17 protein-coding genes are annotated in these 22,752 nt (G+C 50.4%); 8 read left to right on the top strand and 9 right to left on the bottom strand.

Annotated features, from left to right (window positions below; all coding sequences use genetic code 11):
- Positions 1 to 15: 15 nt before the first annotated feature.
- The gene (locus SH451x_RS20405; RefSeq protein ID WP_479358948.1) at positions 16 to 720 is read left to right on the top strand and encodes a response regulator transcription factor; all 705 of its coding nucleotides are present in this window, start codon (positions 16 to 18) and stop codon (positions 718 to 720) included.
- Positions 721 to 757: 37 nt separating this feature from the next.
- On the opposite strand, the gene SH451x_RS20400 is transcribed toward SH451x_RS20405, so the two are convergent.
- On the bottom strand, positions 758 to 1,708 hold the full coding sequence (locus SH451x_RS20400; RefSeq protein WP_479358947.1) for a class I SAM-dependent methyltransferase: 951 nt from the start codon (positions 1,706 to 1,708) through the stop codon (positions 758 to 760).
- A gap of 121 nt (positions 1,709 to 1,829) precedes the next feature.
- Between SH451x_RS20400 and SH451x_RS20395 the strand changes: the two genes are divergently transcribed.
- Positions 1,830 to 2,804, top strand: a complete 975-nt coding sequence (locus SH451x_RS20395; protein ID WP_479358946.1) for a hypothetical protein — start codon at positions 1,830 to 1,832, stop codon at positions 2,802 to 2,804.
- 15 nt (positions 2,805 to 2,819) lie between these two features.
- Here SH451x_RS20395 and SH451x_RS20390 read toward each other — a convergent pair whose 3' ends face one another.
- Positions 2,820 to 4,055, bottom strand: a complete 1,236-nt coding sequence (locus tag SH451x_RS20390; RefSeq protein WP_479358945.1) for an amidohydrolase family protein — start codon at positions 4,053 to 4,055, stop codon at positions 2,820 to 2,822.
- Positions 4,056 to 4,194: 139 nt separating this feature from the next.
- On the opposite strand from SH451x_RS20390, the gene SH451x_RS20385 reads away from it, so the two are divergent.
- Together SH451x_RS20385 and SH451x_RS20380 are read left to right on the top strand one after the other, a co-directional pair.
- Positions 4,195 to 5,019 carry an alpha/beta hydrolase family protein gene (locus SH451x_RS20385; RefSeq protein ID WP_479358944.1) on the top strand — a complete coding sequence of 275 codons (825 nt, stop codon included), beginning with the start codon at positions 4,195 to 4,197 and terminating at the stop codon, positions 5,017 to 5,019.
- A gap of 265 nt (positions 5,020 to 5,284) precedes the next feature.
- A complete protein-coding gene (locus SH451x_RS20380; RefSeq protein ID WP_479358943.1) occupies positions 5,285 to 7,696 on the top strand; it encodes a DUF1592 domain-containing protein in 2,412 nt (803 codons plus the stop codon).
- A 77-nt stretch (positions 7,697 to 7,773) separates the two neighbouring features.
- On the opposite strand, the gene SH451x_RS20375 is transcribed toward SH451x_RS20380, so the two are convergent.
- Positions 7,774 to 10,323 carry a DNA gyrase subunit B gene (locus SH451x_RS20375; RefSeq protein ID WP_479358942.1) on the bottom strand — a complete coding sequence of 850 codons (2,550 nt, stop codon included), beginning with the start codon at positions 10,321 to 10,323 and terminating at the stop codon, positions 7,774 to 7,776.
- Between the two features lie 443 nt (positions 10,324 to 10,766).
- Between SH451x_RS20375 and SH451x_RS20370 the strand changes: the two genes are divergently transcribed.
- The gene (locus SH451x_RS20370; protein WP_479358941.1) at positions 10,767 to 12,344 is read left to right on the top strand and encodes a BBP7 family outer membrane beta-barrel protein; all 1,578 of its coding nucleotides are present in this window, start codon (positions 10,767 to 10,769) and stop codon (positions 12,342 to 12,344) included.
- 78 nt (positions 12,345 to 12,422) lie between these two features.
- Here SH451x_RS20370 and SH451x_RS20365 read toward each other — a convergent pair whose 3' ends face one another.
- Positions 12,423 to 13,847, bottom strand: coding sequence for an SLC13 family permease (locus tag SH451x_RS20365; RefSeq protein ID WP_479358940.1), 1,425 nt, complete (start codon positions 13,845 to 13,847; stop codon positions 12,423 to 12,425).
- A gap of 251 nt (positions 13,848 to 14,098) precedes the next feature.
- Between SH451x_RS20365 and SH451x_RS20360 the strand changes: the two genes are divergently transcribed.
- Complete coding sequence (locus tag SH451x_RS20360) at positions 14,099 to 14,920, top strand: hypothetical protein (RefSeq protein ID WP_479358939.1); 822 nt, start codon at positions 14,099 to 14,101, stop codon at positions 14,918 to 14,920.
- Positions 14,921 to 14,965: 45 nt separating this feature from the next.
- Here SH451x_RS20360 and SH451x_RS20355 read toward each other — a convergent pair whose 3' ends face one another.
- The 5 genes from SH451x_RS20355 to fhcD all read right to left on the bottom strand — a co-directional run bounded on the left by SH451x_RS20355 (position 14,966) and on the right by fhcD (position 18,997).
- Complete coding sequence (locus SH451x_RS20355; protein ID WP_479358938.1) at positions 14,966 to 15,340, bottom strand: diacylglycerol kinase; 375 nt, start codon at positions 15,338 to 15,340, stop codon at positions 14,966 to 14,968.
- A 64-nt stretch (positions 15,341 to 15,404) separates the two neighbouring features.
- Positions 15,405 to 16,028, bottom strand: a complete 624-nt coding sequence (locus SH451x_RS20350) for a thymidine kinase (protein WP_479358937.1) — start codon at positions 16,026 to 16,028, stop codon at positions 15,405 to 15,407.
- A gap of 13 nt (positions 16,029 to 16,041) precedes the next feature.
- Complete coding sequence (gene denD, locus SH451x_RS20345; protein ID WP_479358936.1) at positions 16,042 to 17,019, bottom strand: D-erythronate dehydrogenase; 978 nt, start codon at positions 17,017 to 17,019, stop codon at positions 16,042 to 16,044.
- Between the two features lie 25 nt (positions 17,020 to 17,044).
- Entirely contained in the window at positions 17,045 to 18,031 is a 987-nt protein-coding gene (locus SH451x_RS20340) for a 2-hydroxyacid dehydrogenase (RefSeq protein ID WP_479358935.1), read from the bottom strand.
- A gap of 36 nt (positions 18,032 to 18,067) precedes the next feature.
- The gene (gene fhcD / locus SH451x_RS20335) at positions 18,068 to 18,997 is read right to left on the bottom strand and encodes a formylmethanofuran--tetrahydromethanopterin N-formyltransferase (RefSeq protein ID WP_479358934.1); all 930 of its coding nucleotides are present in this window, start codon (positions 18,995 to 18,997) and stop codon (positions 18,068 to 18,070) included.
- A 595-nt stretch (positions 18,998 to 19,592) separates the two neighbouring features.
- Here fhcD and SH451x_RS20330 point away from each other — a divergent pair.
- Together SH451x_RS20330 and SH451x_RS20325 are read left to right on the top strand one after the other, a co-directional pair.
- The gene (locus SH451x_RS20330; protein WP_479358932.1) at positions 19,593 to 21,245 is read left to right on the top strand and encodes a 30S ribosomal protein S1; all 1,653 of its coding nucleotides are present in this window, start codon (positions 19,593 to 19,595) and stop codon (positions 21,243 to 21,245) included.
- A gap of 232 nt (positions 21,246 to 21,477) precedes the next feature.
- Positions 21,478 to 22,716: a hypothetical protein gene (locus SH451x_RS20325; RefSeq protein ID WP_479358931.1), complete on the top strand. Its 1,239-nt coding sequence runs from the start codon at positions 21,478 to 21,480 to the stop codon at positions 22,714 to 22,716.
- Positions 22,717 to 22,752: the final 36 nt, after the last annotated feature.

Below are 22,752 nucleotides of genomic sequence, written 5' to 3'. Positions count from 1 at the left end.
AAAGAGTTGATTGGAATGAGAGTGCTTCTTGCAGATGATGATGCAAACACACGCCGTGGTTTAGCCGAAGTTTTGTATGAAGAAGGCTTTGACGTAGTGCAAGCGGTTGACGGAGAGCAGGCTTGGGATAAGTATAACGATCAACGTCCTGATTTCTTGTGCTTGGACGTAATGATGCCACGATTGAATGGATACGAACTGTGCAAGCGAATTCGCCGCGTCGATTCGGAAACACCGATTGTATTCTTGACTGCCAAGGGCGAGGAAATCGACAAAGTTGTGGGGTTGGAAATTGGAGCAGATGACTATGTCGTCAAGCCATTCGCAGTAAAAGAATTGGTGGCTAGAATCAGAGCTGTCGCGCGTCGCTGCCTCGCTCGGGACAAATTAGAGCAACTGGGGCGGCGGGACGTGAGTGAGTTTTCGATGGGAGATATTCAAGTCTTCCCGGCCGAACTGAGGGCGCGTCGAAATGGCAACTGGATTGATCTGAGTTTAAGAGACATTAAGATTCTACAACTCTTGACGATGAATAAAGGCCGTGTGGTCGAGCGAATGGCGTTGATGCAACATGCTTGGGGACACGAGTATATGCCAACCAGCCGCACTTTGGACCAACACATTTCGCAGCTCAGAAAGAGAATCGAACTCGATCCCAAGGTGCCCAAGCTTATCCACACTGTTCACGGCATGGGCTATCGCTATGAAGGAAATGAGTGATTCGGCTGAGCGATATGAATGAAAATCATTAGGGAACTCAACGAACACGTAATTTCGTACAACCGTAAATGGACCGCCCTGGACATAGCAGCTTGTAAACCAGTGCAAGCAACTGCGTCGACCAACTGCAATGTGGGTAAATTGGGTCTTGCGTAACGATGTGTTGGAAGCGAGTTTCGTTGGTCGAGAATTCAGCAATGCTTTTTACGCTCCACTGAAATCGATGTCCTTGTATTCCGGCTCTCCGGAGTCCAGGGTGATACTCGCTGAAACGATTGAGCAGCGGCGAGCACCAATCGAAAGCAAACTCGCAACAAAGAACATTCTGGCCTTGAGAAGCGATGTGGCGAAGAATAGCAGCGACGTGTTCCGTTGCAAAATACATAAGAACGCCTGACGCAAGAAACAGTACGCGTGAGGCTCGCGGTTCAAGAAGGTCATGCCAGGACGATTCCAATGCATTCAGATCGAAGTCGACGATGTGGTGACGGTCGTCTGTTGGTAAGCATTTGCGTTTCAACGCATTGACCGGAGGCAAATCGGCATCGAGCCATAGGGTTGACTCGTCAAGTCCGCCACAAAGTCGGTAAAACGCTGTGTCAAAACCACTTGCGAGATTAATAATTTGCAGCGTCTGCGATTCATCTTTCGCAGAGTGCTGTGCGGTGACCACGCAGTTATCAAACCAAAGGTCGCGGAGAATGACAGCGCGACGCGTAGCTCTATTTCCACCGAATCGATCGAGATCCACCTGCATAGCTGTCGCAAGCTCTAGGGCCGCAGCGTCACGATAGTTCAGGATATCTTCGTCACTGTCTGCAACTGCTCGGCAAGCCAAGGGTATCAATGCGGTTCGTTGTACGCCTTGAAGTTGATCTATCAAAAGACTACCAAGTTCTTGTTCAGTCGGATTGCGAAGATTGTTCTCATTTCCGTTGCTTAAAGCATATAAAAACGACCTGTCATGGCAATCGAAAAACTCTAGCATACCGGCCCATCCGTAGAAGCTCTGAGGAAATAAACTGACTTATTCGCCTAGAACTACGGGGCAATCTCGTCTATCCTCACGTGCCTCATTGCAACTGGCCTCCCAACGTAGAACACGACTTATGGCTGTAAATCCGACGATCGCAACTAAAACCGCCTTTACCGAGAACTGGCTTCAAGCTTTAACGCAGTCTGTTTCGATTCCCGATGCACGACTCGTCAAACCGATGATGACGGACATCGATACGGTGTGCCAGTTGCGTGAACAGTCGGATCAAGAAGCTGCGGCACTGCGCGTGTGGGAATATGCAGCTGCGAACGGACTTCAGCCGATTTTGGAGATTTTGCCAACGCAGCAAACGGAATGGCGGTTTCATAACGATGAAATCTTTGTCTATCGCTTGGCCAAACCAGCAAGCTGTCAATCGCTCTCCGAGTGGTCGAACTTGCTAGGAATACTTCCTGCCGAGTTTCCTTTGATTGCCACTGTTACCGAAGCGGACTGGGCTGATCTGCTACGCAAAGAAGCGGTGCGGCAACGTAAGTCGATTAACGTGACGGCGATGAGCGAATCGGGGACTCAGGAGCAGCCGTGTGTTGCAAAATGGGATCGCAAGCAATGGTCGATCACTTTCGACAAAGCAGAATGGGTCACAATCAGTCACGAAGATCCGTTTGTCACTGACCGATTCAGCTTGGACGAGGTTCAGGACCGAATTATGACGGCGGCAATTGATGCCGAAACTCGCTTGATTCCGAAAACAGTGCCAGGAGTGAATTATGGATTTGAGACTGCATGGATGAATTCGGTCAGTAGTTTGCTCCCATTGCATCAAGCCGTCTTGCAAGGGCAGTCCAAGAACTCCAACGCTTGGTTTCGAAAAACATGGGCGGCGGTTTGGCCAGTTATATATCGCGAGCAAAATCGTCTTTCGCAACCGTGCGAGTTGCATCATATTCGCTCGCAGCTTGCCGAATGTTTTGCTACCGTCCCTCGACTAACGGTGTGGATGTTTGTCATGGCAAAATTAGTATGTGTTGCTCAGCTCAACCGTGGACTAGGTGTCGGTGGCGATTTTCGTCGCGACACAAATTGATCTAGCCCCGCAACTTCACTCACTATCACTTAATCGCTCGGCAATGCCCGGGATTATTTTCGCAGCATTAGTCTGATAGATTTTCAGTAAAACCGAGTCAGGCAAGAAAATGCCGGAAATGCGCCAGAGACCTTGCGGTGGTGGCGACTTCTCTGAATAGTCAAAATGCTCGTCATCAGTCTCCAGGAAACGCCAGTACGATGTGAGTCGTTGAGCTGGCCAGGGACCATCAGTGCCGAACATGATTCGATCCTGATGTTTCAAGAAAAATCTTCTTGCTGAATATGGCTGACGTCCCAGTTCATTGATTCTTGAAGCAATTTCTAAATACAAGTTTGGGTATTTGTCGAGCCACCGATCTGCTTCTGCAAGGTCTTCACCATCGTTGGCAAAATGAGCCGCAATAAATATAGTCTCCGGAAATTTGCCGATGACTCGGTTTCGAGCCTGATGCATATCAGCGCGAGAGGGAAAAGCAGCGTCATGAAAACTCCAGTCGGGATGTCGCATGAGTTCTTCGGCGCGTTCATTGAATTCATTGACTGGTGCAAAAAATCCAGATGGATCGGCGGTGTGCATGATCACTGGTATCTCAAGCTCTCCGCATGTTTGCCAGATTGGGTCCCAACGTTCGTCATCAATTTTAACGAATGACCCATCTGCGTTACGGTATTGGAGCCCGAAGCCCTTGAAGAATTTCAAACCGCTGACCCCCTTGCTCTTGGCAAGCTTCAACTGTTCGCAAGTGTGCCTCACAAAATCTGCCTGATTGCATGCCCAGTTCGCGAAGTCATCATCTGCGGCTGAACCTTGGAAATCGATATTCGTGAAGATGACAAAACGGTTCCTGAAGTCGGTCCAAAGAAGCTTCATATGACGATCAAGTTGTTCTCCGAGCGTCCCGTCGAGCGACGTAGTAACTGCGATGTTGTTTTGGTTCATAACCTCGACATACGCCGCCAGGACAGTAGGATCTTGTCGCGTGCGATGGTGCAGATGCGTATGGATGTCGACAACAGGGAATTTAGCTCCTGAAATCTCGCTCCGGGGTAAAACTACGTTCGGAACTGGCTTGAAGTTGCCGATCGTAATCTCTTTGACTTCGGCGCTGGAGCCTTCCGATGAAATTTCTTGCCCTGTGCTTACTAAAGCAATTGTTAGGCTCAAAAGTTGAATGCCGAAAAGGATTGCATGGCTGCTGCGAGAAGCAACGATGACAGTCGAAGTCTGAGATGATAACGAGGCGGGCATCAATTCGCTCTATTTATATGTGCCACATCGCGGGCAGTTCAAAGTTAACTTATAGTTTGCATTCGCAATTGGACCGGTTTATGCACGCCGAACAACCCGTTCGCGTCTAAATTCTACAATACTTCATCAAGGAGCTTTCATGCCCACTGTTTCGCAACGCCTTCACATCGAAAACGCCCACGGGCACCGGCTGGCCGCGATTTTGGATCGTCCAGATCAGGCGTCGCGAGGGATGATTGTATTTGCCCACTGCTTTACGTGTTCCAAGGACCTGAAGGCAATCGTTCGCATTTGTAGATCGTTGCGAGAATTGGGGTGGTCGACGTTGCGGTTCGATTTTACAGGGATCGGGCAAAGCGAAGGCGATTTCTCGCAGTCGAACTTCGATACCAATCTCAGCGACCTTGCGGCCGTTTGCGAACATCTACGACAACTAGGGACGCCGGCCGATTTTATTTTTGGACACAGCTTCGGCGGCGCTGCCGCTACAGTAGTTGCACCTCAGTTGAATGCCAAGGCCGTGGCATCAATTCAAGGCGTAATAACACTGGCCGCGCCGAGCGATACCGCTCATCTAGCTGACATTTTGGTCCGTATGAATCCTGAAATCGATTCCGTTGGCCTGGGGGAAGTCACCATTGGTGGAAAGAATTTTCGCATCTCCAAGCAGATGACCGACAATTTTCGCAGTACCGATTTCCGACGCATTGTGCTCGATGCAAGATCCGAAGGCTCGGTTCCGCATCTGGTAATTCAGTCGATGAAGGATGCGACCGTAGATTTTAGCCAAGGGACAAAACTGTATAACCTGCTGCGGGTACCCACTTCAAATTCGCAGCCGCATGACGTGAGCTTTCTGTCGATGCCGCACGCTGATCACTTGTTAAGCCGCGATCTCGAAGACGTGCAATTCGTCGTCCAAGCCGTTGATCTGTGGTGTGGTCAGCGCGTCGCCAAGTCGTAAGGCTGTTGGATCGTCGCACTTTCAGTAAATTCGACTCGAACCATTGGTCTTTTTGAGTTAGAATGTTGAGCGCTCGCCTGCGCGGCGTGCTGAAAACCCACCTGGTATTCTACTGCCCATGACTCACATATTTCAAAGACAATAGCGAGCAAGTTGCTATCAGAGTTTGAAATACGAGTTTGCGAAGTTTGTCGTTAGCCCACTTGTATACGACACGTATTGATTGAGCAGTGCTGCAACTATTATTTCACTCGGAAAGCTCGGCATGCAGTTCGCCAACCTCAGAATTAAAGCAGCAACACTTTCGCTTGCGGCTTTGGGACTACTTTCGCATACGCTAGTTGCACAAGAAGAATTTGTTACCGATCCGGTCGAAAACGAAGTGCCTGCGATCACCGATGAAGTTCTCCTAAATCGTTACGAATCCTCCATCGTGCCACTTCTCCAGGCGAACTGTTACGACTGTCATAGCGGCGAAAGTGCCGAGGCTGGAGTCGATTTAACAATCTACAAATCGATCGAAGCCATCCGCGAATCACAGTCGGTGTGGGAGCAGATTCGCGGTCTGGTTCGTATTGGCGCAATGCCACCACCTGACAGCGGTTACGCGCCGGAAGAAGCCACTCGAGAAGAAATTGCTGGTTGGGTCTTCGATGCATTGCACTATGTCGACTGTTCGGAGTGCAAGTCCCCTGCCCCGGTAACCGTCCGCCGATTGAATTCCGTCGAGTACGATCATGCAATCCGCGATCTCTTTGGAGTTGACTTTGAGACATCGCGCGCCGTTGGCTTCGTTACTGATGAAGTCGGGAATGGTTTTGACAATCAAGGCGAAGTACTGACGCTGAATCCGCTGGCAATCGAAAAGTACATGGATGCGGCGCGGTATGTGGCTGACAAAGCAATCACCGTAGATCGAGAATCCTTGCGACGGCAAAATAAGAGCGGAACATCAATCGAACGTGGTCAAAAGTTTGACACCGTTTTTGACTTGGCGGAGGGGAAATACGAGATATCAGCAAGGATCGAATTTGGTTTTAATCAGGATTTTTCGGTCGATGCAGAGTTGTTGATCGACGGCGAAGTTATCGAGATGTTTGAAGTCCCACCGCGTCGCAAATCGTTTGACTGGGTGCGAGAGCTCACGGAAGGCGAGCACACGATCACCATTCGCTTTGTTGACAACGAGAAGATTGGCGGACAAGGAGGCACGCGTCGGCAAATGCGCATCGACAGTCTTACTGTCAAAGGGCCTGAGGGTGGACTGCCTCGCTATCCTGTTGAACATCGGTCCGTTGTAATCGCAACACCTAACGACGATGTTACAGTTGAACAGGCAGCGAACGAGATTGCGAAAAACTTCCTGACGAAAGCCTATCGGCGACCGCCAGCCGAAGATTCTGTTGCAACCATTGTGAAGCAAATTGTAGATTCCGTTGAAAGTGGCAACTCCTTTGAAACCGCAGTGCAACATGGACTCGAAATCGCATTGGTATCGCCCGAGTTTTTCTTCCGGTTGGAACGGAGTAGTGGACTACCGGCCAACGAAGAACGTTTTAACGCTGATGTGGAATATGTTGATGCCTACGATTTAGCAAGCCGACTTTCGTTCTTCATATGGTCGTCGATTCCAGATGATCAACTGCTTGCTCTGGCAGCGGACGGTTCGCTACTGAAGTCCGAGGTTATCGAGCAGCAGGTTGATCGGATGATCGATGATCCTCGCGCAGAATCGGGAATCGTCCGGCAATTCTTTGGTCAATGGCTAGGGCTACGGAACTTGAGCACGGTGCAAGTCGACGATGATCGCTTTCCAACCTTTAACGATTCGCTGCGAACTGCGATGGTGCGTGAAACGGAATTGTTTTGCGTTGACGTCCTTCGCAATGGCAAGCTGTTAGACGTTCTGTCGGCAGATTATTCGTACATAAATCCCAGGCTCGCGGAATTCTACGGCTTAATGTATGACGGGAATGATCCTGCAACGATGTACTTGGGGAGAACACGTGGCCGTGAGGGGCGTCAGCGAGCAGCACTTTATGCAAGTGAAAACGAATTTGTGAAAACGGCGCTTGATCCAAACAGGCGCGGTCTGCTGACTCATGCGTCGATCCTGACTTTGACAAGTAACCCAACACGTACGTCGCCTGTGAAGCGTGGGAAGTGGGTGCTCGAAAACATTATCGGCGACCCGCCGCCCGCAGCACCTCCAGGCGTTCCATCTCTTGAGCAGTCGGCTGAAGGAAAGGAAGATTTAACGCTTCGGGAGCAATTGGAACTCCATCGCGCAAATCCAAGTTGTGCGTCGTGCCATAAAGTTATGGACCCTATTGGACTTGGGTTAGAGAACTTCAATGCTGTCGGCCAGTTCCGCGAGAAGGATGGAGAGTTAGACATTGATGCCAATGGAGTGCTTGCCGATGGTCGCCAGTTCAAAGGTTCGGGCGAATTGCTAGAGCATTTGCTAAGCGATAAGGAAAAGTTTGCTAGGCATTTCACTAGCAAACTTCTCACATTTGCTCTTGGTCGCGGTTTGGTGAGACAAGACTCCTGCGCGATCGATGAAGTTCTGCGACGTTCAGTCGATTCCGACTATGAGTTTAGGACTCTGGTGAAAATGGTTGCACTGAGCGACGTATTTCGCTTTCGAACTAGACTCGAAACGTCAAATGATTAGTTTCTGAGCTCGCATTCGTTTTATTTTATGTCAATGCGACATCTATGTTAGTGACGCATTGACAGTGAGCAACGTACTTAGACGTCCAGGTTTCGAACGTCCAGGGCGTGTTTCTCGATGAACTCGCGACGAGGTTCGACTTTGTCGCCCATCAGTACGCGGAACATTTCGTCTGCAGCCGCTGCATCCAGCAACGTCACCTTAAGCATTGAGCGATTAGATGGATCGAGGGTGGTTTCGCGAAGTTCTTCTGGGTTCATTTCACCCAGCCCCTTAAAGCGAGTGATCTGAAGTCCGCGTTCACCGGCTGCGCGAATCGTTGGCAACAGCTCGCGTAGGTCTGCAATACCTGTCTCGTTGTCATCCCGTGCAACACGGAATCGAGCCTCAGTCGTGCCGGTTCGCTCTTTCGGGATAAGGTCGTCGAGGGTGTAACCCATTGTTTGGAGCTCTTTGAGCCCAGCGTTAATCGTTCGCACTTCGTATAGTTCCACGATGTGGAATTGAGGCAAGGCTTTCTCTTTCTCGACTTCGTTCGGATCTGTTTCCGTTTCGCTTTTTGCATCGACGAGTTCTGCTGTATCGAGCAAATTACGTTGTCGGAGAAAATCGTCGACTTGATCACGCGTAACAAACCAATGGTCTTCGACGCCCATGTCCAAGTGGAAAATCGGAAGCCGACCCGATTCTTTTTCCATCCTGGCGGAATGAACGCGAAGTGGAATGCCACGTCGTTCAAGAGAAAGCAGACCATCTTCCATGCTGGCGAGGATTTTACAAAGCTTTCGCATGTCGTCACCCGCGATACGACGATTTGATTCGTCGATAAACACGCTGTCCGAAAGCCCTTTTTCGAGCAACTGGGATTTCATTTCCTCTTCGGTTTGAACGTAGTAACGTTCACGTTTTCCGCGCACGACGCGGAATAGCGGCGGCTGGGCGACGTAAACGTGTCCGCCAGCAACGAGTTGGTACATCTGTCGATAGAAAAAGCATAACAAGAGCGTGCGAATGTGCGAACCATCGACGTCGGCGTCAGTCATGATGATGATTCGATTATAGCGACGTTTGGCGACATCTTGGTCTGCACCAATGCCGCTACCGATTGCTTGAATCATGCTCATCACTTCTTCGTTGGCCAAGACTTTATCGTCCCGACTCTTGTAAGCATTGATGATTTTACCGCGGAGTGGAAGCACGGCTTGAGTGTCACGGAAGCGGCCACCTTCGGCGGAACCACCTGCCGAATCACCTTCCACGAGGTACAGTTCGCACTCTTCCATTTTGTTGCTAATGCAGTCGCGAAGCTTGCCTGGCAAGCCGCCACCGCCCAGTACGTCTTTACGCTTCCGCAGCGCATCCTTGGCTTTCTTTGCGGCTTCACGTGCTTCGGCAGCCAAGACGCCTTTCTTCAAGATCAGCTTTGCAGCTTTCGGGTTTTCTTCCAAGTACTTGGAAAGCCCTTCGCCCACCACGGTATTGACGATGCCTTCCACTTCACTGTTGCCAAGCTTTGTTTTCGTTTGGCCTTCAAATTGAGGATGACCAACTTTCATGCTGATGACGCAAGTTAGGCCTTCGCGGAAATCTTCGCCCGTTGGTGTCAAGTCTTTGAATACGCTCTCTTTGCGGCCGTAGGTATTTAGTGTTCGCGTCAAAGCAGCGCGGAAACCGCTCACGTGCGTACCACCTTCGATCGTATGAATATTATTGACGTACGATTGCAGGTTTTCTGTATATTCGTCGCTGTACTGCAAAGCAATTTGATAGCTCAAGTCGTCGCGCTTGCCTTCGATCAGTATTACATCGGGATGTATCGTGTCGCTCGCACGATTAAGGTGTTCGACGAATTCGACAATGCCTCGCTCATAACAATAGTCGTCGGCCTGGTTGGTGCGTTCGTCTTTGACTTTAATGCGAACACCGCTGTTGAGAAAAGCGAGCTCTTGTAGTCGTTTAGCTAGCGTGTCATAGTTGAACTTTGTGTTGGGGAAGATCTGCCCGTCAGGTTTGAAGGTGGTCTTCGTGCCACGCTTGCTGGTAACGCCTGATTCATGGATAGGAGCGGTTGGAACTCCACGTTCGTAAGACTGGTTGTAGATCCGACCATTGCGATGGACTTCGACTTCGCACCACTGCGACAGGAAATTTACGACGGTCACGCCGACGCCATGCAAGCCGCCTGAGGTTTGATAGGCTTTCTTTTCAAACTTGCCACCGAATTTCAAAACAGTCATAACGCCTTCAAGCGTGCTGACTTCGCGCTGAAGCATCTCGGAAAGCTGGGAATGGCGGTCGACGGGAATGCCGCGGCCGTCGTCTTCTACGGTAACGGAACCATCGGAGTTGATGGTTACGCTAACCGCTTTGGCATAGTCCGCCATTGCTTCGTCGATCGAATTGTCGACGACTTCGTAGACAAGGTGATGCAAGCCCTTGAGCGTGGTGTCGCCAATGTACATGCCCGGTCGTTCCCGGACGTGTTCAAGGTCGCTAAGGTGTTTAAGGTCGTCAGACGAGTATGCGTTGCTGTCGAGCCCGATCTCGTTGGTCCCACCCCCTCCGGAGCCATCGTCGGAAGAAAAATATAAAGCTGGTGGAACGAAGCGGCTTTGAAAAGAATTCATTCGATACCGAGACAAATAGGACAAAAGCTTGCGTCTGACATTGGAAATGATTTCCCTAAGTTCTGCGACTGCAAAGACTTAAGTTTGGCTTATTCCGCCCTCATATCCAGTCCGTATTGTACCAAACTTCCTTGCTTTCGGGCAGGCGTCTTTGAACAAGAGGGGCCTTCCGGTGCGGTTTTTTCGGACTTTATGGCCTGTATCGATCATTCCGCATTTTTTGAGCGAACTTTCTTTGACGGTTTTGCCGATATGTCGTTTAGTTCCGAATATTCAGTGCCGCGGACCCTACGCTCTTAACCGTCGTAGACCCGCAGTAAGGGAAGCTAGGGATGTTGAACCACCGATTCGCTGCGTCTGTAGTTGCAATCATGGGGGGTGGTCAATGGTAGCGAAAAAAGTCGCGAATTGAGCCGGTATTGCTTGCCGCTGGAGATAGATCGATGACGTTGTTCTGCGGTTTGACTAAGAGATTTTCGTTTGGACTAGCTGTCCTGGCCTGCGGGCAATCTGCTTTGGCAGGTGGACCTTTCAAACCAGCTAGCTATGGCCAGATGAATAAAAATTCAAGTGCCAATGTAGGGGCCGCAGACTCGTCTGCTCAACCATACATGATGCAAACAGACCCTGGCATGTATGGCTATCCTGGCGATCAAATGCCGATGGGTGGAATGCCCATGATGGGAATGCCGATGGGCGGAATGCCAATGGGCGGAATGCCAATGGGCGGAATGCCAATGGGCGGAATCAGTCCGGCGGCCTATGAATCTTATCCCGGCCAGTACAGCGAACCATCTACGCAAGGCTCCTACGTTAGCGGCATGAGTTGCGACTCGGATGGCATGGGAAGCTGCGGGCCTGGATGCGGTCACGGCATCTTGGGTGGCGGTGACGGCGAAGGACTCGCCTGCGGATATTGCGGAACGCCCGGATGCGGTCTAGGCGGACGATGCCTGGGACAGGGACGTTCGCTCAGCTATATGGTTAACAACGCACTAGGCAGGGGAGCCAACTTGTTGCCCCGACTACTTCCTTACGGCGAAGGCGGAGTTGCGACTCAGAGGTGGTATGATGTTTCGGTTGAGACAATCGCTTTGCGAAGAGACAAGGATGCTCGGGATTTTGCTCTGACATCGTCCAACGTCGGTGGTCCAACGGTATTGAGTACGAACGATGTTGACCTCGACAGCTTGCGAGCTGGCTTAGGTGTTCAAATCAACGTGCAAGCCGGCGTTGGGTCAAACATCGAAGTTGCATACTTTGGCCTCAATCGATGGCGAGAAAGTGCATCAGTTTTCGGCCCAGCAAACTTATTCTCCTACATTAGCGACTTTGGTAACCTTCCGGCAGGCGGGTTTGACGATACCGACCGCTCGTTAAGTCAATCTGTCGATTACATCTCGGCTATCCATAATGGTGAAGTCAACTTTCGGCGTCGTTGGGTCGAGCCCTCCGGATTCTTCCAAGGTTCGTTCCTAAGCGGTATTCGGTACTTTGACCTCGACGAAGAGCTGTTGTACTCGACACGCGGCGAAAACAACAATGGTACCAACAACGGCTTACGCTTCGCTGACTTCTCGACGCAAACACGAAACCAACTAGTAGGTTTTCAGTTGGGTGGTGACCTTTGGTACAACGTTATGCCAGGTGTAAAGATTGGAACCGAGCTGAAGTCTGGTATCTATAACAATCAAGTCGAGCAAGCGACCTTGATTACTTCGAACAGCATCGACACGCTCGGCGTATCGACTCAGAACTTCTTCGTGAACGAAACTGCCGACAACGATCGCACCGCGTTCTTGACTCAGTTCTCGGTATCCGGTTGGTATCGTTTGAGCTACTCGGTGGCACTAAGATCCTCATTCCAAATGATCTATGTTGACAACGTTGCTCTGGCACCTGAAAACATCAACCCAGTTCCTCTATCGCTGGCAACACAACGACAAGCGGCTGTACGAATCAATGACGACGGCGAAGTGCTCTACACAGGCTTTACCTTCGGCGGTGAGTACTCCTGGTAGTAAAATCAGCGAGTCGATTTAAAAAAGTAAGAACGCCAGCGTGCCAACACGACTGGCGTTCTTTGCATTATTGCCCTACTAGAAGGCGACTCGCACGATCCAGCGGCACCAATAGACTGCGAAGACCGGTCCTAACGTGCCGATCAGCAAACCGACCTGTAAAAAGTCGACGGTCCGAACTTGTTCGGTGCTGTAGACAATCGCGTTGGGGGGCGTTGATATCGGCAGTGCCATGGCCGCAGATGCTCCAACGGCCAAAGGGATAACGACTTGCGTTTCAACTCCCATGGCCGCAACGATTGCGATTGGCGCAAAAATATTCGCAGCCGCAGTGTTGCTCATAAAATTCGAGGCCAGCGTCGTCATGTAAGCCATCGCCAGAGCGATGCCTGTCGTGCCAAGACTTTCAAGGGGTAAGCGACTAACCAACCAACTCGCGAGCCCTGTATCGGTAACGGCGATTCCAAGCGAAAGTCCGCCAGCGATCAGTAGCAAGACGTCCCATCGCAATGTGCAAACGTCGTTACTGCTGAGGATACCAAGAGCAGTGAAGACACAAATTGGCAAAAGGGAGATTACAGTCACAGGGACTTGGTGCAAGGCCTGTGTTAGCCACAACAAGACTGTTGCGCTGAATACGATCATCACAGTCGTGATTTGCCATTGTGGTAATAGTGAGGCTGGCGCGTTGTGGACAATCGTGCTTACGTCTAACTGTTTGTTTTGTGACGGGTAACGAAAAACTAAATAACCCCATGCTAATGTTACCAAAAGAAGCGCAGGAGGAGCGGCCAATAGTATCCAGCTTAAGAAATTGATCTCCTGTACCGGTTCCAGGGCACCCACGACAATGGCATTAGGAGGGCTACCGATGATTGTTGCCATGCCACCGATATTTGCGGCACATGCAATACCCAACGGCAAAGCGACTCGAAAACGATCGGCTACAGGAAGCGACGTCACGATGGGCATGGCAACCGCAATCATCATCAAGGTAGCAGCTGTATTCGAAATAAACATCGAAAATACAAATGTGATAGCCATACACCCGGCTAACAATATGCTCGGCCGCTTACCTAAACGGCTCAGAATCGTCTGCGAGACCCAGGTGGTGAGGCCGGTTTTCTCAGCTGCTTGTGCCAGCACAAACCCACCAAAAAACAGCCAGATCAGTGGACTGCCCCAAGTCGCCAAATACTTTTCCCAGTCTGCGGGTTTCCCAGAAGCGGCATCAAGTGAATTGCCCAAAAGAATCACTTCCAGGCCAATTACAACCAAGCCGACGGCGAAAGCAGGCATTGCCTCCGTAACCCACAGCGATGCCGCCAAGACCAGAATCAATAACGCAACCCGAGCATCGTCACCAAGGCCAGAATAAGTTGGCAAAAGGGCGACACAGCAGGCTAGAACCACACTGCCGATCGTAAAGCCAAGGGCAAGGGAGTGGTTAGTCTTCAAGGGCGGATTTAGCCGACGAACGGCAGCCTTTCGGTCATCTTCCACGAAAACTCCTGACTGCGAGGGCCTTCAGACAAAATCGCAAGGTTGGTAAAAGGCTTTTGAGCCTTGTTGGTGAGGAATATTCTAAGTCGGCTTTGAAAATCAGCTAGTGAGAGGGGGGAGATTGGCTGTGCTAAAGTGCTTGGTTTTTGAGGCGCCAACGCCATGGCGTACTTGATTTCCAACATCATGCATATGACACTGAATGGACTCACTGTACTAATCCATCAAAAATTATTGAGACCAATGCGACTATGCGAAAGCTAATATTGTTACCGGTAATTTTATTGATCGGTGCTTTCACTCCGGCGCAGTTGCACGCGAGTTTGCATTTTTCCCCAACCTTCGTCGACAGTGGTGGTCAAACATGGAATGATACCATTCGAGGAGTGGTCTTCCATGCGATCAATGACTGGAGGCAAGTTTTCACGGGAGTAAACGGCGAGAGTAAAACAATCAGTTTTGACGTGAAGTTTTCAAACGCAGGGACTCCTGGGTATCTAGGTGTTTGGCAAGGTGGTTTTAGTGCGTTTCCCGGTGCACAGATACGTCCATGGAGCGAGGAAGTTAATCATACGATAACTTTTAATGCTGACTATCTTACTTCTGTATCAAATAAACTCTGGTTTGACCCAACCCCCGCCACCGGCGAGGACCAGCCAGGCACCGATTGGGATGCTCTGACTGTAGCCCGACATGAAATTGGACATATGCTTGGTTTCACCACTCTTTATCGTGACAACTTTAACACGCAGAATGAATCAAATCCGTGGACCGGTTTGATCACAAACAATGTTTTTGATCCAGCGGGTTTGAACGTTGCAATGAGAAATGATAATGCTCATCTCGGTGTTGACTCAGGTCAACTAATGTCACCGTTCTTGTTCAACGGTGTTCGATTAGACATTTCTCCGACCGAAATACAAATGCTGTCGAAGGCTTATGGCTATGACATTGCTGCGGTACCGGAGCCTAGCGGATTGGTGTTGATCTGTTGTTGCTTTTCCCTGATGTATGTGCTGCATTTTAAGACCAGTCGCCTTCGACAGGAACTTGCTACACCAGGCGTCTGCTAAGTGGAATGAAATTCCCGCGGCCGTTTTTAGCTCACGATCGCTGGATTACGAGGTAAGTGCATATAGCCGTGTGCCAAAAATAATGAAGCCGATTGCGGCAGCGAAAATGCTCGCCACTAGCACGGCGGCACTCGCGATATCGAGGGCTGCTCCGACATCGTCGTTATGCTCGTTACATAACCCTCTCGCAAGTCTTTCGACTGCGCTGTTGGCGAGTTCTGCTACGAGGACCAGACCAACGCACAACAGCAAGATAGAGAACTCGACAAGCGAACATTGGACAAGCCACGCTGCCGCGATGACTGCTAGTGCAACAGGCAAGTGAACGTAAAAGCTATTCTGGCCTCTTGTTCCTAGGCGGATCCCACGCCAGGCGTTTGCGAATTTCGCTAACCAACGATTTTTTTCTTGCGGCTGCATGCGAGTCTTGCTCTTTGAATTAATGCGTGTCTAGTGTGATGTTTTTGCGCCGGAGACGGACTCGTCATTTTGCGGAGTCGAGATCATCGAATGGGAGCAAGTTTGGCCGCCTGGTTGCCAAGCCTTGTTTAAAATGGGAGCGGCAGACGGTCATGTAACGATCATTGCCTCCGATCTGAATCTGATCGCCTTCGCGAACTGCGTTACCGTGTGCGTCGATCCTCAAGACCATCGTTGCTTTCCTGCCGCAGTGACAGATCGTTTTAATTTCGGAGAGCGTATCGGCCCAGGCTAGCAGTTGCATGCTGCCTTCGAACAAGTTTCCCTGGAAATCGGTTCTTAAGCCATAAGCGAGTACCGGTATAGACAACAGGTCGCAAACGTCGCTCAATTGTCGGACTTGCTGCTTGGAGAGAAACTGGGCTTCGTCAACCAAGATACAATGAACAGGTGCACGTTTAAGCAACTCGCGAGTCATGTGCAACAAATCGCTGTTCTGGTTGAACGTGACGGCATCTGAGTCGAGTCCGATTCGTGATGCAACTTTTCCAACTCCAAATCGGTCATCAAACTCGGGTGTGAACAGTACTGTGTTCATGCCCCGTTCGCGATAGTTGTAACTGGACTGGAGAAGGATAGTGGACTTCCCAGCGTTCATTGTCGAATAATAGAAATACAGTTTGGCCATTTATGGAGTGATTTTATCGAAAGAATTCGCCATTCAGTTCGTCTTGGATATGGATGCGGATGATTTCTTCAAATGACGATTCCGCTTGGAAGCCTAACGCTAAAGCGCGGCTGGCGTCGAACCTTGTCGGCCAGCCAGCGACCATCTTCATAATGGTGGCATCAGGTTGGTGTTTGATCAGTTGTACCGTTTTGTCGCCGGCTACTTTGCGGAGGGCCGCGATCTGTTCTGCAACGGTTACAGACACACCCGGCATGGTCAAGTTTCGCCGAGTACCGATCATCTCGCTGTCGATTGTGGCCGCATGAAGTAAGAAACTGACGGCAGTCCGGGGGGATGCGTGCCAATGCCGAACGTCTTCTTTGACGGGCAAGATCGCCTCGCGACCAACTAGTGGTTCGCGAATGATATTCGAGAAAAAACCAGAGGCAGCTTTATTTGGAGAGCCCGGACGAACGCAGATCGTCGGCAGCCGGATGCTGATACCATCCACGAAGCCACGTCTCGAATAATCGTTGATCAAAAGCTCAGAAATCGCTTTTTGAGTTCCATAACACGTTAATGGAGTCAAAAAAAAGTCGTCTGGTATTGCTGCTGGAAAAGGTGCGCCGAAGACTGCGATCGAGCTTGTAAAGACCAGTCGTGGACGGTAGCCGGGCAACGCACGAATTGCTTCCAGCAGCCAGCGTGTCCCATCCAGATTGATGCGATAGCCCAAATCGAAATCCGTTTCAGCTTCTCCGGAGACTATCGCTGCTAGGTGGAATATAACGTCAGGCCGCGATTCAATAAGTGCCATAGCTGAATCGGGCGACGAGAAGTCACCTTCCAAGCTGTTGATCTGGAAGTCAGCCGCTGGTTGTGCGGGCGTTACGATGTCGTACAGGGTGAGCAAGTCGACTTGTTTGCCATGGAGCGTCGGCTCTTTGGAAAGTCTGTTGGCGAGCTTCTGGCCCACCATTCCTGCGCCGCCAATAATTAGTACATGCATGTCCGTAGCTCTCCGGGGGGCTTATCTAACAAACAGCGTTCGATGTTGCGATGCCTTGTTCAATATCGGAGAGATTTCTCGCAGTCACTGACGCTATTTCTTGTAATGCTTCGCGTGTAAAAAAGGCTTGATGAGCGGATATCAATACGTTCGGAAAGGTTAGAAGTCTGGAAAAAATATCGTCTTGGATGACTTCTTGCGACAAGTCTTCAAAGAAGAGTTCGCTCTCTTCCTCGTAAACGTCCAAAGCAAGCGTCCCTATGTGGCCTGTCTTGAGGCCCTTGATAGCAGCTTTCGTGTCGATTAATCCGCCGCGACTTGTGTTGACCAGCATTACGCCTGGCTTCATCGATGCAAGCGAAGCTTCGTTGATCAAATGTTTCGTAGCTGGAGTCAGCGGGCAATGCAAAGTAATTATGTGCGATTCGCTAAGCAGTCTTTCAATTGAAACATAAGTCCCTAGTTTTTCGCAATTGGCATTTGGCGAGGGATCGTGCAAAAGGACATTGCAGCCAAACCCATTTAGAATTCTCGCAACGCAAGTTCCAATCGCTCCCGTTCCAATCACGCCCACAGTCTTCTCAAACAGGTCAAAACCCAGCAAGCCGTCGAGGGAAAAGTTGTTATCTCGTACGCGTTGATTTGCCTTGTGAAGCTTACGGTTCAGGCAAAGTATCAATCCAAGCGTATGCTCTGCGACTGCGTGAGGAGAATAGGCTGGAACGCGCACGACTTTTAGCTTTAGCTCCCTGGCGGCTTCAAGGTCCACATGGTTAAAGCCCGCGCAACGCAACGCTATTACTTTGACACCTTGTTCTGCGAGCCTTTCCAAAACTGTTCGGTTTAACTGGTCGTTCACGAATGCACAGACGGCTTGATGATCGTTTGCAAGGACACAAGTCTCAGGTGTCAGCCTTGGTTCGAAAAATGTTGGTTCGTGACCGGCGTTTCCAAAAGCAGGCTCAAGAAACTGTCTGTCGTAGTGTTTGGTGCTAAATACAGCGCAGCGCATTGTGCTTACCAACTGGTTGAAAGCTAAGGATTGGAGTTACGAAGCAGGATGAAGTTCCGGACGCAAATAGATAAACGATTTCCCCAATCGCCCGCCATAATTTCCCGCTGAAATCTTAACTAGTCCCGGTGTGGACTTGGCCGCGTCTACAGCGTTATGACATGCCTTCGCCACCGCATCCAAGTCCTTTCCATTGACGATGATTTCCATGATTGAGTCGACGCCATCAGGAACCTTGGAACGGCTTCCCAAAGTTGGCTTGAGCGTGGGGCAAAATTCGGCGTAGGTACTAGCGATCATAAAAGAATATTTGCTACCAGCTTTCGAGCCACTAGCGGCGACGCCACCTGGGAAGGTTGTGATAACTTGATCCGTACTGTCTGCTGCGGCTGCAGCTTTTTCGGCCGCTTCAAGCGCGGCTGTTTCAGACCCCATGAACCAAACGTTGCCGCCCATCAGTCCATCTGCATAGCCGAACCGACGCGTTAAGAAGAATTCGCCGCCCAAAATTGGAATCGCCCAACCTTTTTGACCAAACCTTTCGCATCGATATTGAAATCCGTCTCCAAAGAACGCAATTTTGCGCCCAAGTTTGAAATAAGTTGAAACATCCAGACCATTGAAACAACGCGCTGTAGGGCAAGTCAAAATATTCTGACTGATCCTAGCCATCATCACACGTTCCAAGTGTTCGATGCGGTCTTTACGAAATCTAGGTACGTGAAACTGCAGATAGGCGCCGGGACGACCATCGGGAGTTTGTTGCCCGTCCGATACTCCGTCGACATAAGATTCGATTCCCGCTTCGCAGTCACACAAAATTGTACTGCTGGCGTGACCGGTAGCAGCCAAACACGCTGCATCTAACCACTTTCGATCTCTCGCTGTTACGAGAACGCGTCCGTAGATGCTACGGAAGGCTTCTGCGTAGGTGTCATCAACTAAGTCGTGGGTACTGCCATTCATTGCTTAATCGGTTTTCACAGAAGTGGCGAGAATATTATGTGCTCGGGTTACAAAGTCATACGAAAGCATTTGCCATGGCTGTAGGAAACAACATCAAGCGGCGATTTTGTTCACGCTACCGTCGCGGCAAAATTTTAATGCTTCCACCTAGCAGACATGTTTGCCAGGATTCGGAAGATCTTGCGACGATGTCGGGTTCGGTGCACATCGTCATTCGACCGTCCCAGGCAATACTTGTAGGTTTATCTTGTTTCGAGGTCGAATTGACAAGTGGGCTGTATTCGATCGCAGAAAACGCGAACAGGTGACATCTTCGTCTGCTTATGAGCCTAAGCTTTTGTAATGTGGACGAGCGTGGCTGCTGAAGACAGTTTGCCAGCAAAAACGGTGGGGGTCGCCACGCGTTCGACGTCTTTTAAGTTGCACGTCGGATGCGATTTTTTCGCTTCCTGGTATTTCTCTGCCGATTTGGTGAAGGCGGTGACTTTGGTTGAACGCGGCTTGCTGATAGAATGCAGGACAAGGAGCGGATCAGATCGAGCCGCCAGATTGAGCCAAAATTACTTTTGTCATTGTCCTAGTACCCGAATTACCTATGAATTCCGACCAATCGCAGTCCGAACCTGCCTCCCAACCTGCGAACGAAATCGTTGATGCGACAGAGCAGGCGACTCCTACTTCGACGACTGAGAGCACGCCTGCCCCGGTTGCTGGCGGGGCTGGACCATTGAATCTTGAAAAGATTCGTTCGTTGCGGCAAGCCCTCCAAGGTGCGCATGCGGAGCAAGGCGGTGCTAAAAATTCGAACAACAATCGTCCACGCGGTGACGGCGGAAAGTCGGCCAAGCCGCCTAAAAGTCGTCAACCGGCGGGCGAAAATGGGCCAGGACAACCGGAACAAGACACTGACCAAGACGCCGCTCGCGTGCGTGGCAACAAATCGCCACAAACAAAAAACGATGCCGAACGAGCGGACACCAATCGCTATGTCGCACCAAAAATCAACGTACCAACGGCTCGCACGCCCCTTTCGGAAGACCAAGTCGACGAATTTGAACAAGCTCTGGCGGATGCCGACCTCGATGCACTGATGATTGGCAGCAAAGAGCTTCAGGTCGGACAGCAGCGTGAGTCAGGACAGCGATATCAAGCCACTGTGATCAAGGTACATAACGACAATGTCTTTCTGTCGCTGGGTGGTCCCGACGAAGGTGTCTTGCCGCTGTTGCAGTTCCTTGATATGCCACAGGTTGGCCAAGTTGTCGACTGCGTGATTCGTGGGTTTAACAACGAAGAAGGACTTTACGACGTCGCGTTGCCAGGCGAGTCGGTTGATGTTGAAGATTGGTCTGATTTAGAGGCTGGATTGGTTGTCGAAGCGAAAGTTGAAGGCAGCAACTCTGGAGGACTCGAGTGTAAGGTCGGTGGCATTCGCGGTTTCATTCCGCTCAGCCAGGTCACTGAGTTCCGCATCGAAAACGCAGCAGATTATGTTGGGCAGACGTTGACCTGCGTGGTTACGGAAGCGAACCCGCGCCGTGGCAATCTGGTTTTATCGCACCGTGCCGTTTTAGAAAGAGAACGCGAGGCCAAGAAAGCTGAACGCCTTGCATCGATCTCGATCGGAGACATTGCCGACGGCGTCGTTCGCAAAATAACCGATTTTGGCGCGTTTGTGGACATTGGTGGACTGGATGGACTGATCCATATCAGTCAGCTCTCGTGGGATCGCGTGAAACATCCTAGCGAAGTTGTTAAAGAAGGTGAAAAGGTTCAAGTCAAAATTGAAAAGATTGATCCAGAGACGGGCAAGATTGGACTGTCTTACCGATCGCTGAAGGATCATCCCTGGCACGATGTTGAGGCCCGCTTCCCAACGGGAGGCAACGTGAAAGGCACAGTTACCCGAATCGCGTCCTTTGGGGTATTTGTCAAATTAGCGACTGGTATCGAGGGCCTCATACACGTATCCGAACTTGCACATCGACGCGTCTCGACACCCGGTTCAGTTGTGCAGGAAGGGCAAGAGGTTGAAGTGAAAGTTTTGTCGGTCGACAAAGAAGCTCAACGGATTTCTCTCTCGCTCAAGCAAGCGCAAGCCTTACCTGAAAGTGAACCGGAAGCGGCATCCGTGGCCGATGAAGAGGAAGCAAAGCCACGTGAACTTGCCGTCGCCAAGCATCGAGGTCCGCTTCGTGGCGGTACTGGTGGCGGCGGTGGGGGCGAGCAGTTTGGGCTAAAATGGTAGCTTGTAACGCGAGCTGATCACACTTTAAAATCTTGGACTGCAGTTTAACCGTGTGTTAGGAAATCATATGCGCCGATTCAACGGAGCGAGCGTTTTATCTAACTTCATTATTGCTCCTGTCCTTGCAAATCTACTTGGTAGAATTTGGACGATTCTTTCAGTTGCTAGGCGTTGTTGCCCAGAGATATTAGCCGTTAGGCGGGTATGTCTCAGCTCGCTATTGATGGCGGCCATGATCGGCCAGACTACCGTCGCGCAAGACGATTTAAAGCAGCAACTGCTGGCTAAAGCGGCAGTGCTGGACTATGTATCAAAATTCGATAGTCCGGAGCTCAGTAAACGCGAACTGGCGGAATCTAGCTTGATCGCTCTAGGGACGATCGCTTTGCCAACGGTGCGCAGCATTTACGAAGAAGGCAAGCTCTCTAGCGAAGCCGATTTACGACTCACACGCGTCCTGCAAGCACTTGAGAGAAACGGGATTGAGGAGTCGCTCAACGAAACCTACGTGACGCTGCAAGGCGAGATGCCGCTTTCCAATATCTTTTCAGCCATCACGACTCAAACTGGCAACGAGATTAGTTTCGAAGAAGATGCGCCGACTTTACTCAAAGTCGATTTCCGCAAGACGCCCTTTTGGGAAGCGATCGATACGATTTGCGAAGATGCTGACCTGGATGTTCAAGCGTATGGCGACATTGGCAAACTGACGATGACGCAGAGTACGGACTTCGGCGGTTTACGCCTGCTTACCGGGCAATACGACGGTCCGTTTCGCATCGAAACCGTCAGTGTGACAGCGACAAGGTCCTTCGAAAACCCAGTCCTAGATTCTTTGCGGGTTGGAATTCAGGTATCTTGGGAACCGCGACTTCAACCGCTTCTATTCAAGCTTGAGAAATCGTCCATCTCGGGTGAATGTGATGACAATACGATTGTGGAATCACTCGAATCGCGACCACAAGAAATTTCTCTCACGCAATCCTCTGTTTTAGAATTTGAACTCGCCCTTCAAATACCTCCGCGTAAAGCGACTAAGTTAAAGCGATTGAGCGGTACATTGCATGCAACCGTTCCAGGCCAGCCTACACCGGTCCGCTTCAAAAATTTGGACAAGAAGTTGCCGATCGATCGCAAAATAGGCGACATTGTCGCATCTGTCCAAGACGTCCGTAAGAACGGAGATATTACGCAAGTCGATCTGCTGCTGAAGCTGGGGGAAAGCAAGATGCGACTCGATTCTTTCCGCAATTGGTTACTGTTGAATGAAGCTTACGCGACTGGACCATCGGGTGATCGATTGCAAAATCTTGGTTGGCAGACATATCTGATGAACGAAGACGAGGTTGGTATCACTGTCAATTTTCAAGTGGAAGGCCAGCTGAGTGAATATCAGTTCGTCTTCGAAGCGCCTGCGGCATTAATAGATCATAAAATTGATTTTATACTTGAAGAAATTCCTTTGCCCTAATCGATGTGCAAATTCCCTTCACTGGCGAGCACTTAA

The organism is Njordella aestuarii, assembly GCF_056494165.1.
Note: the sequence above shows the minus strand (reverse complement) of the source record. Positions and strands in the feature narration are given on the sequence as shown.

What these genes read in the sequence shown, in the direction of transcription:
- SH451x_RS20390 (WP_479358945.1), bottom strand. Translation starts at nt 4,055, where the DNA reads ATGCCCGCCTCGTTATCATCTCAGACTTCGACTGTCATCGTTGCTTCT.
- denD (WP_479358936.1), bottom strand. Translation starts at nt 17,019, where the DNA reads ATGCATGTACTAATTATTGGCGGCGCAGGAATGGTGGGCCAGAAGCTC.
- SH451x_RS20385 (WP_479358944.1), top strand. Translation starts at nt 4,195, where the DNA reads ATGCCCACTGTTTCGCAACGCCTTCACATCGAAAACGCCCACGGGCAC.
- fhcD (WP_479358934.1), bottom strand. Translation starts at nt 18,997, where the DNA reads ATGAATGGCAGTACCCACGACTTAGTTGATGACACCTACGCAGAAGCC.
- SH451x_RS20370 (WP_479358941.1), top strand. Translation starts at nt 10,767, where the DNA reads ATGACGTTGTTCTGCGGTTTGACTAAGAGATTTTCGTTTGGACTAGCT.
- SH451x_RS20325 (WP_479358931.1), top strand. Translation starts at nt 21,478, where the DNA reads ATGATCGGCCAGACTACCGTCGCGCAAGACGATTTAAAGCAGCAACTG.
- SH451x_RS20375 (WP_479358942.1), bottom strand. Translation starts at nt 10,323, where the DNA reads ATGAATTCTTTTCAAAGCCGCTTCGTTCCACCAGCTTTATATTTTTCT.
- SH451x_RS20395 (WP_479358946.1), top strand. Translation starts at nt 1,830, where the DNA reads ATGGCTGTAAATCCGACGATCGCAACTAAAACCGCCTTTACCGAGAAC.
- SH451x_RS20340 (WP_479358935.1), bottom strand. Translation starts at nt 18,031, where the DNA reads ATGCGCTGCGCTGTATTTAGCACCAAACACTACGACAGACAGTTTCTT.
- SH451x_RS20350 (WP_479358937.1), bottom strand. Translation starts at nt 16,028, where the DNA reads ATGGCCAAACTGTATTTCTATTATTCGACAATGAACGCTGGGAAGTCC.
- SH451x_RS20360 (WP_479358939.1), top strand. Translation starts at nt 14,099, where the DNA reads ATGCGAAAGCTAATATTGTTACCGGTAATTTTATTGATCGGTGCTTTC.
- SH451x_RS20355 (WP_479358938.1), bottom strand. Translation starts at nt 15,340, where the DNA reads ATGCAGCCGCAAGAAAAAAATCGTTGGTTAGCGAAATTCGCAAACGCC.
- SH451x_RS20400 (WP_479358947.1), bottom strand. Translation starts at nt 1,708, where the DNA reads ATGCTAGAGTTTTTCGATTGCCATGACAGGTCGTTTTTATATGCTTTA.
- SH451x_RS20405 (WP_479358948.1), top strand. Translation starts at nt 16, where the DNA reads ATGAGAGTGCTTCTTGCAGATGATGATGCAAACACACGCCGTGGTTTA.
- SH451x_RS20380 (WP_479358943.1), top strand. Translation starts at nt 5,285, where the DNA reads ATGCAGTTCGCCAACCTCAGAATTAAAGCAGCAACACTTTCGCTTGCG.
- SH451x_RS20330 (WP_479358932.1), top strand. Translation starts at nt 19,593, where the DNA reads ATGAATTCCGACCAATCGCAGTCCGAACCTGCCTCCCAACCTGCGAAC.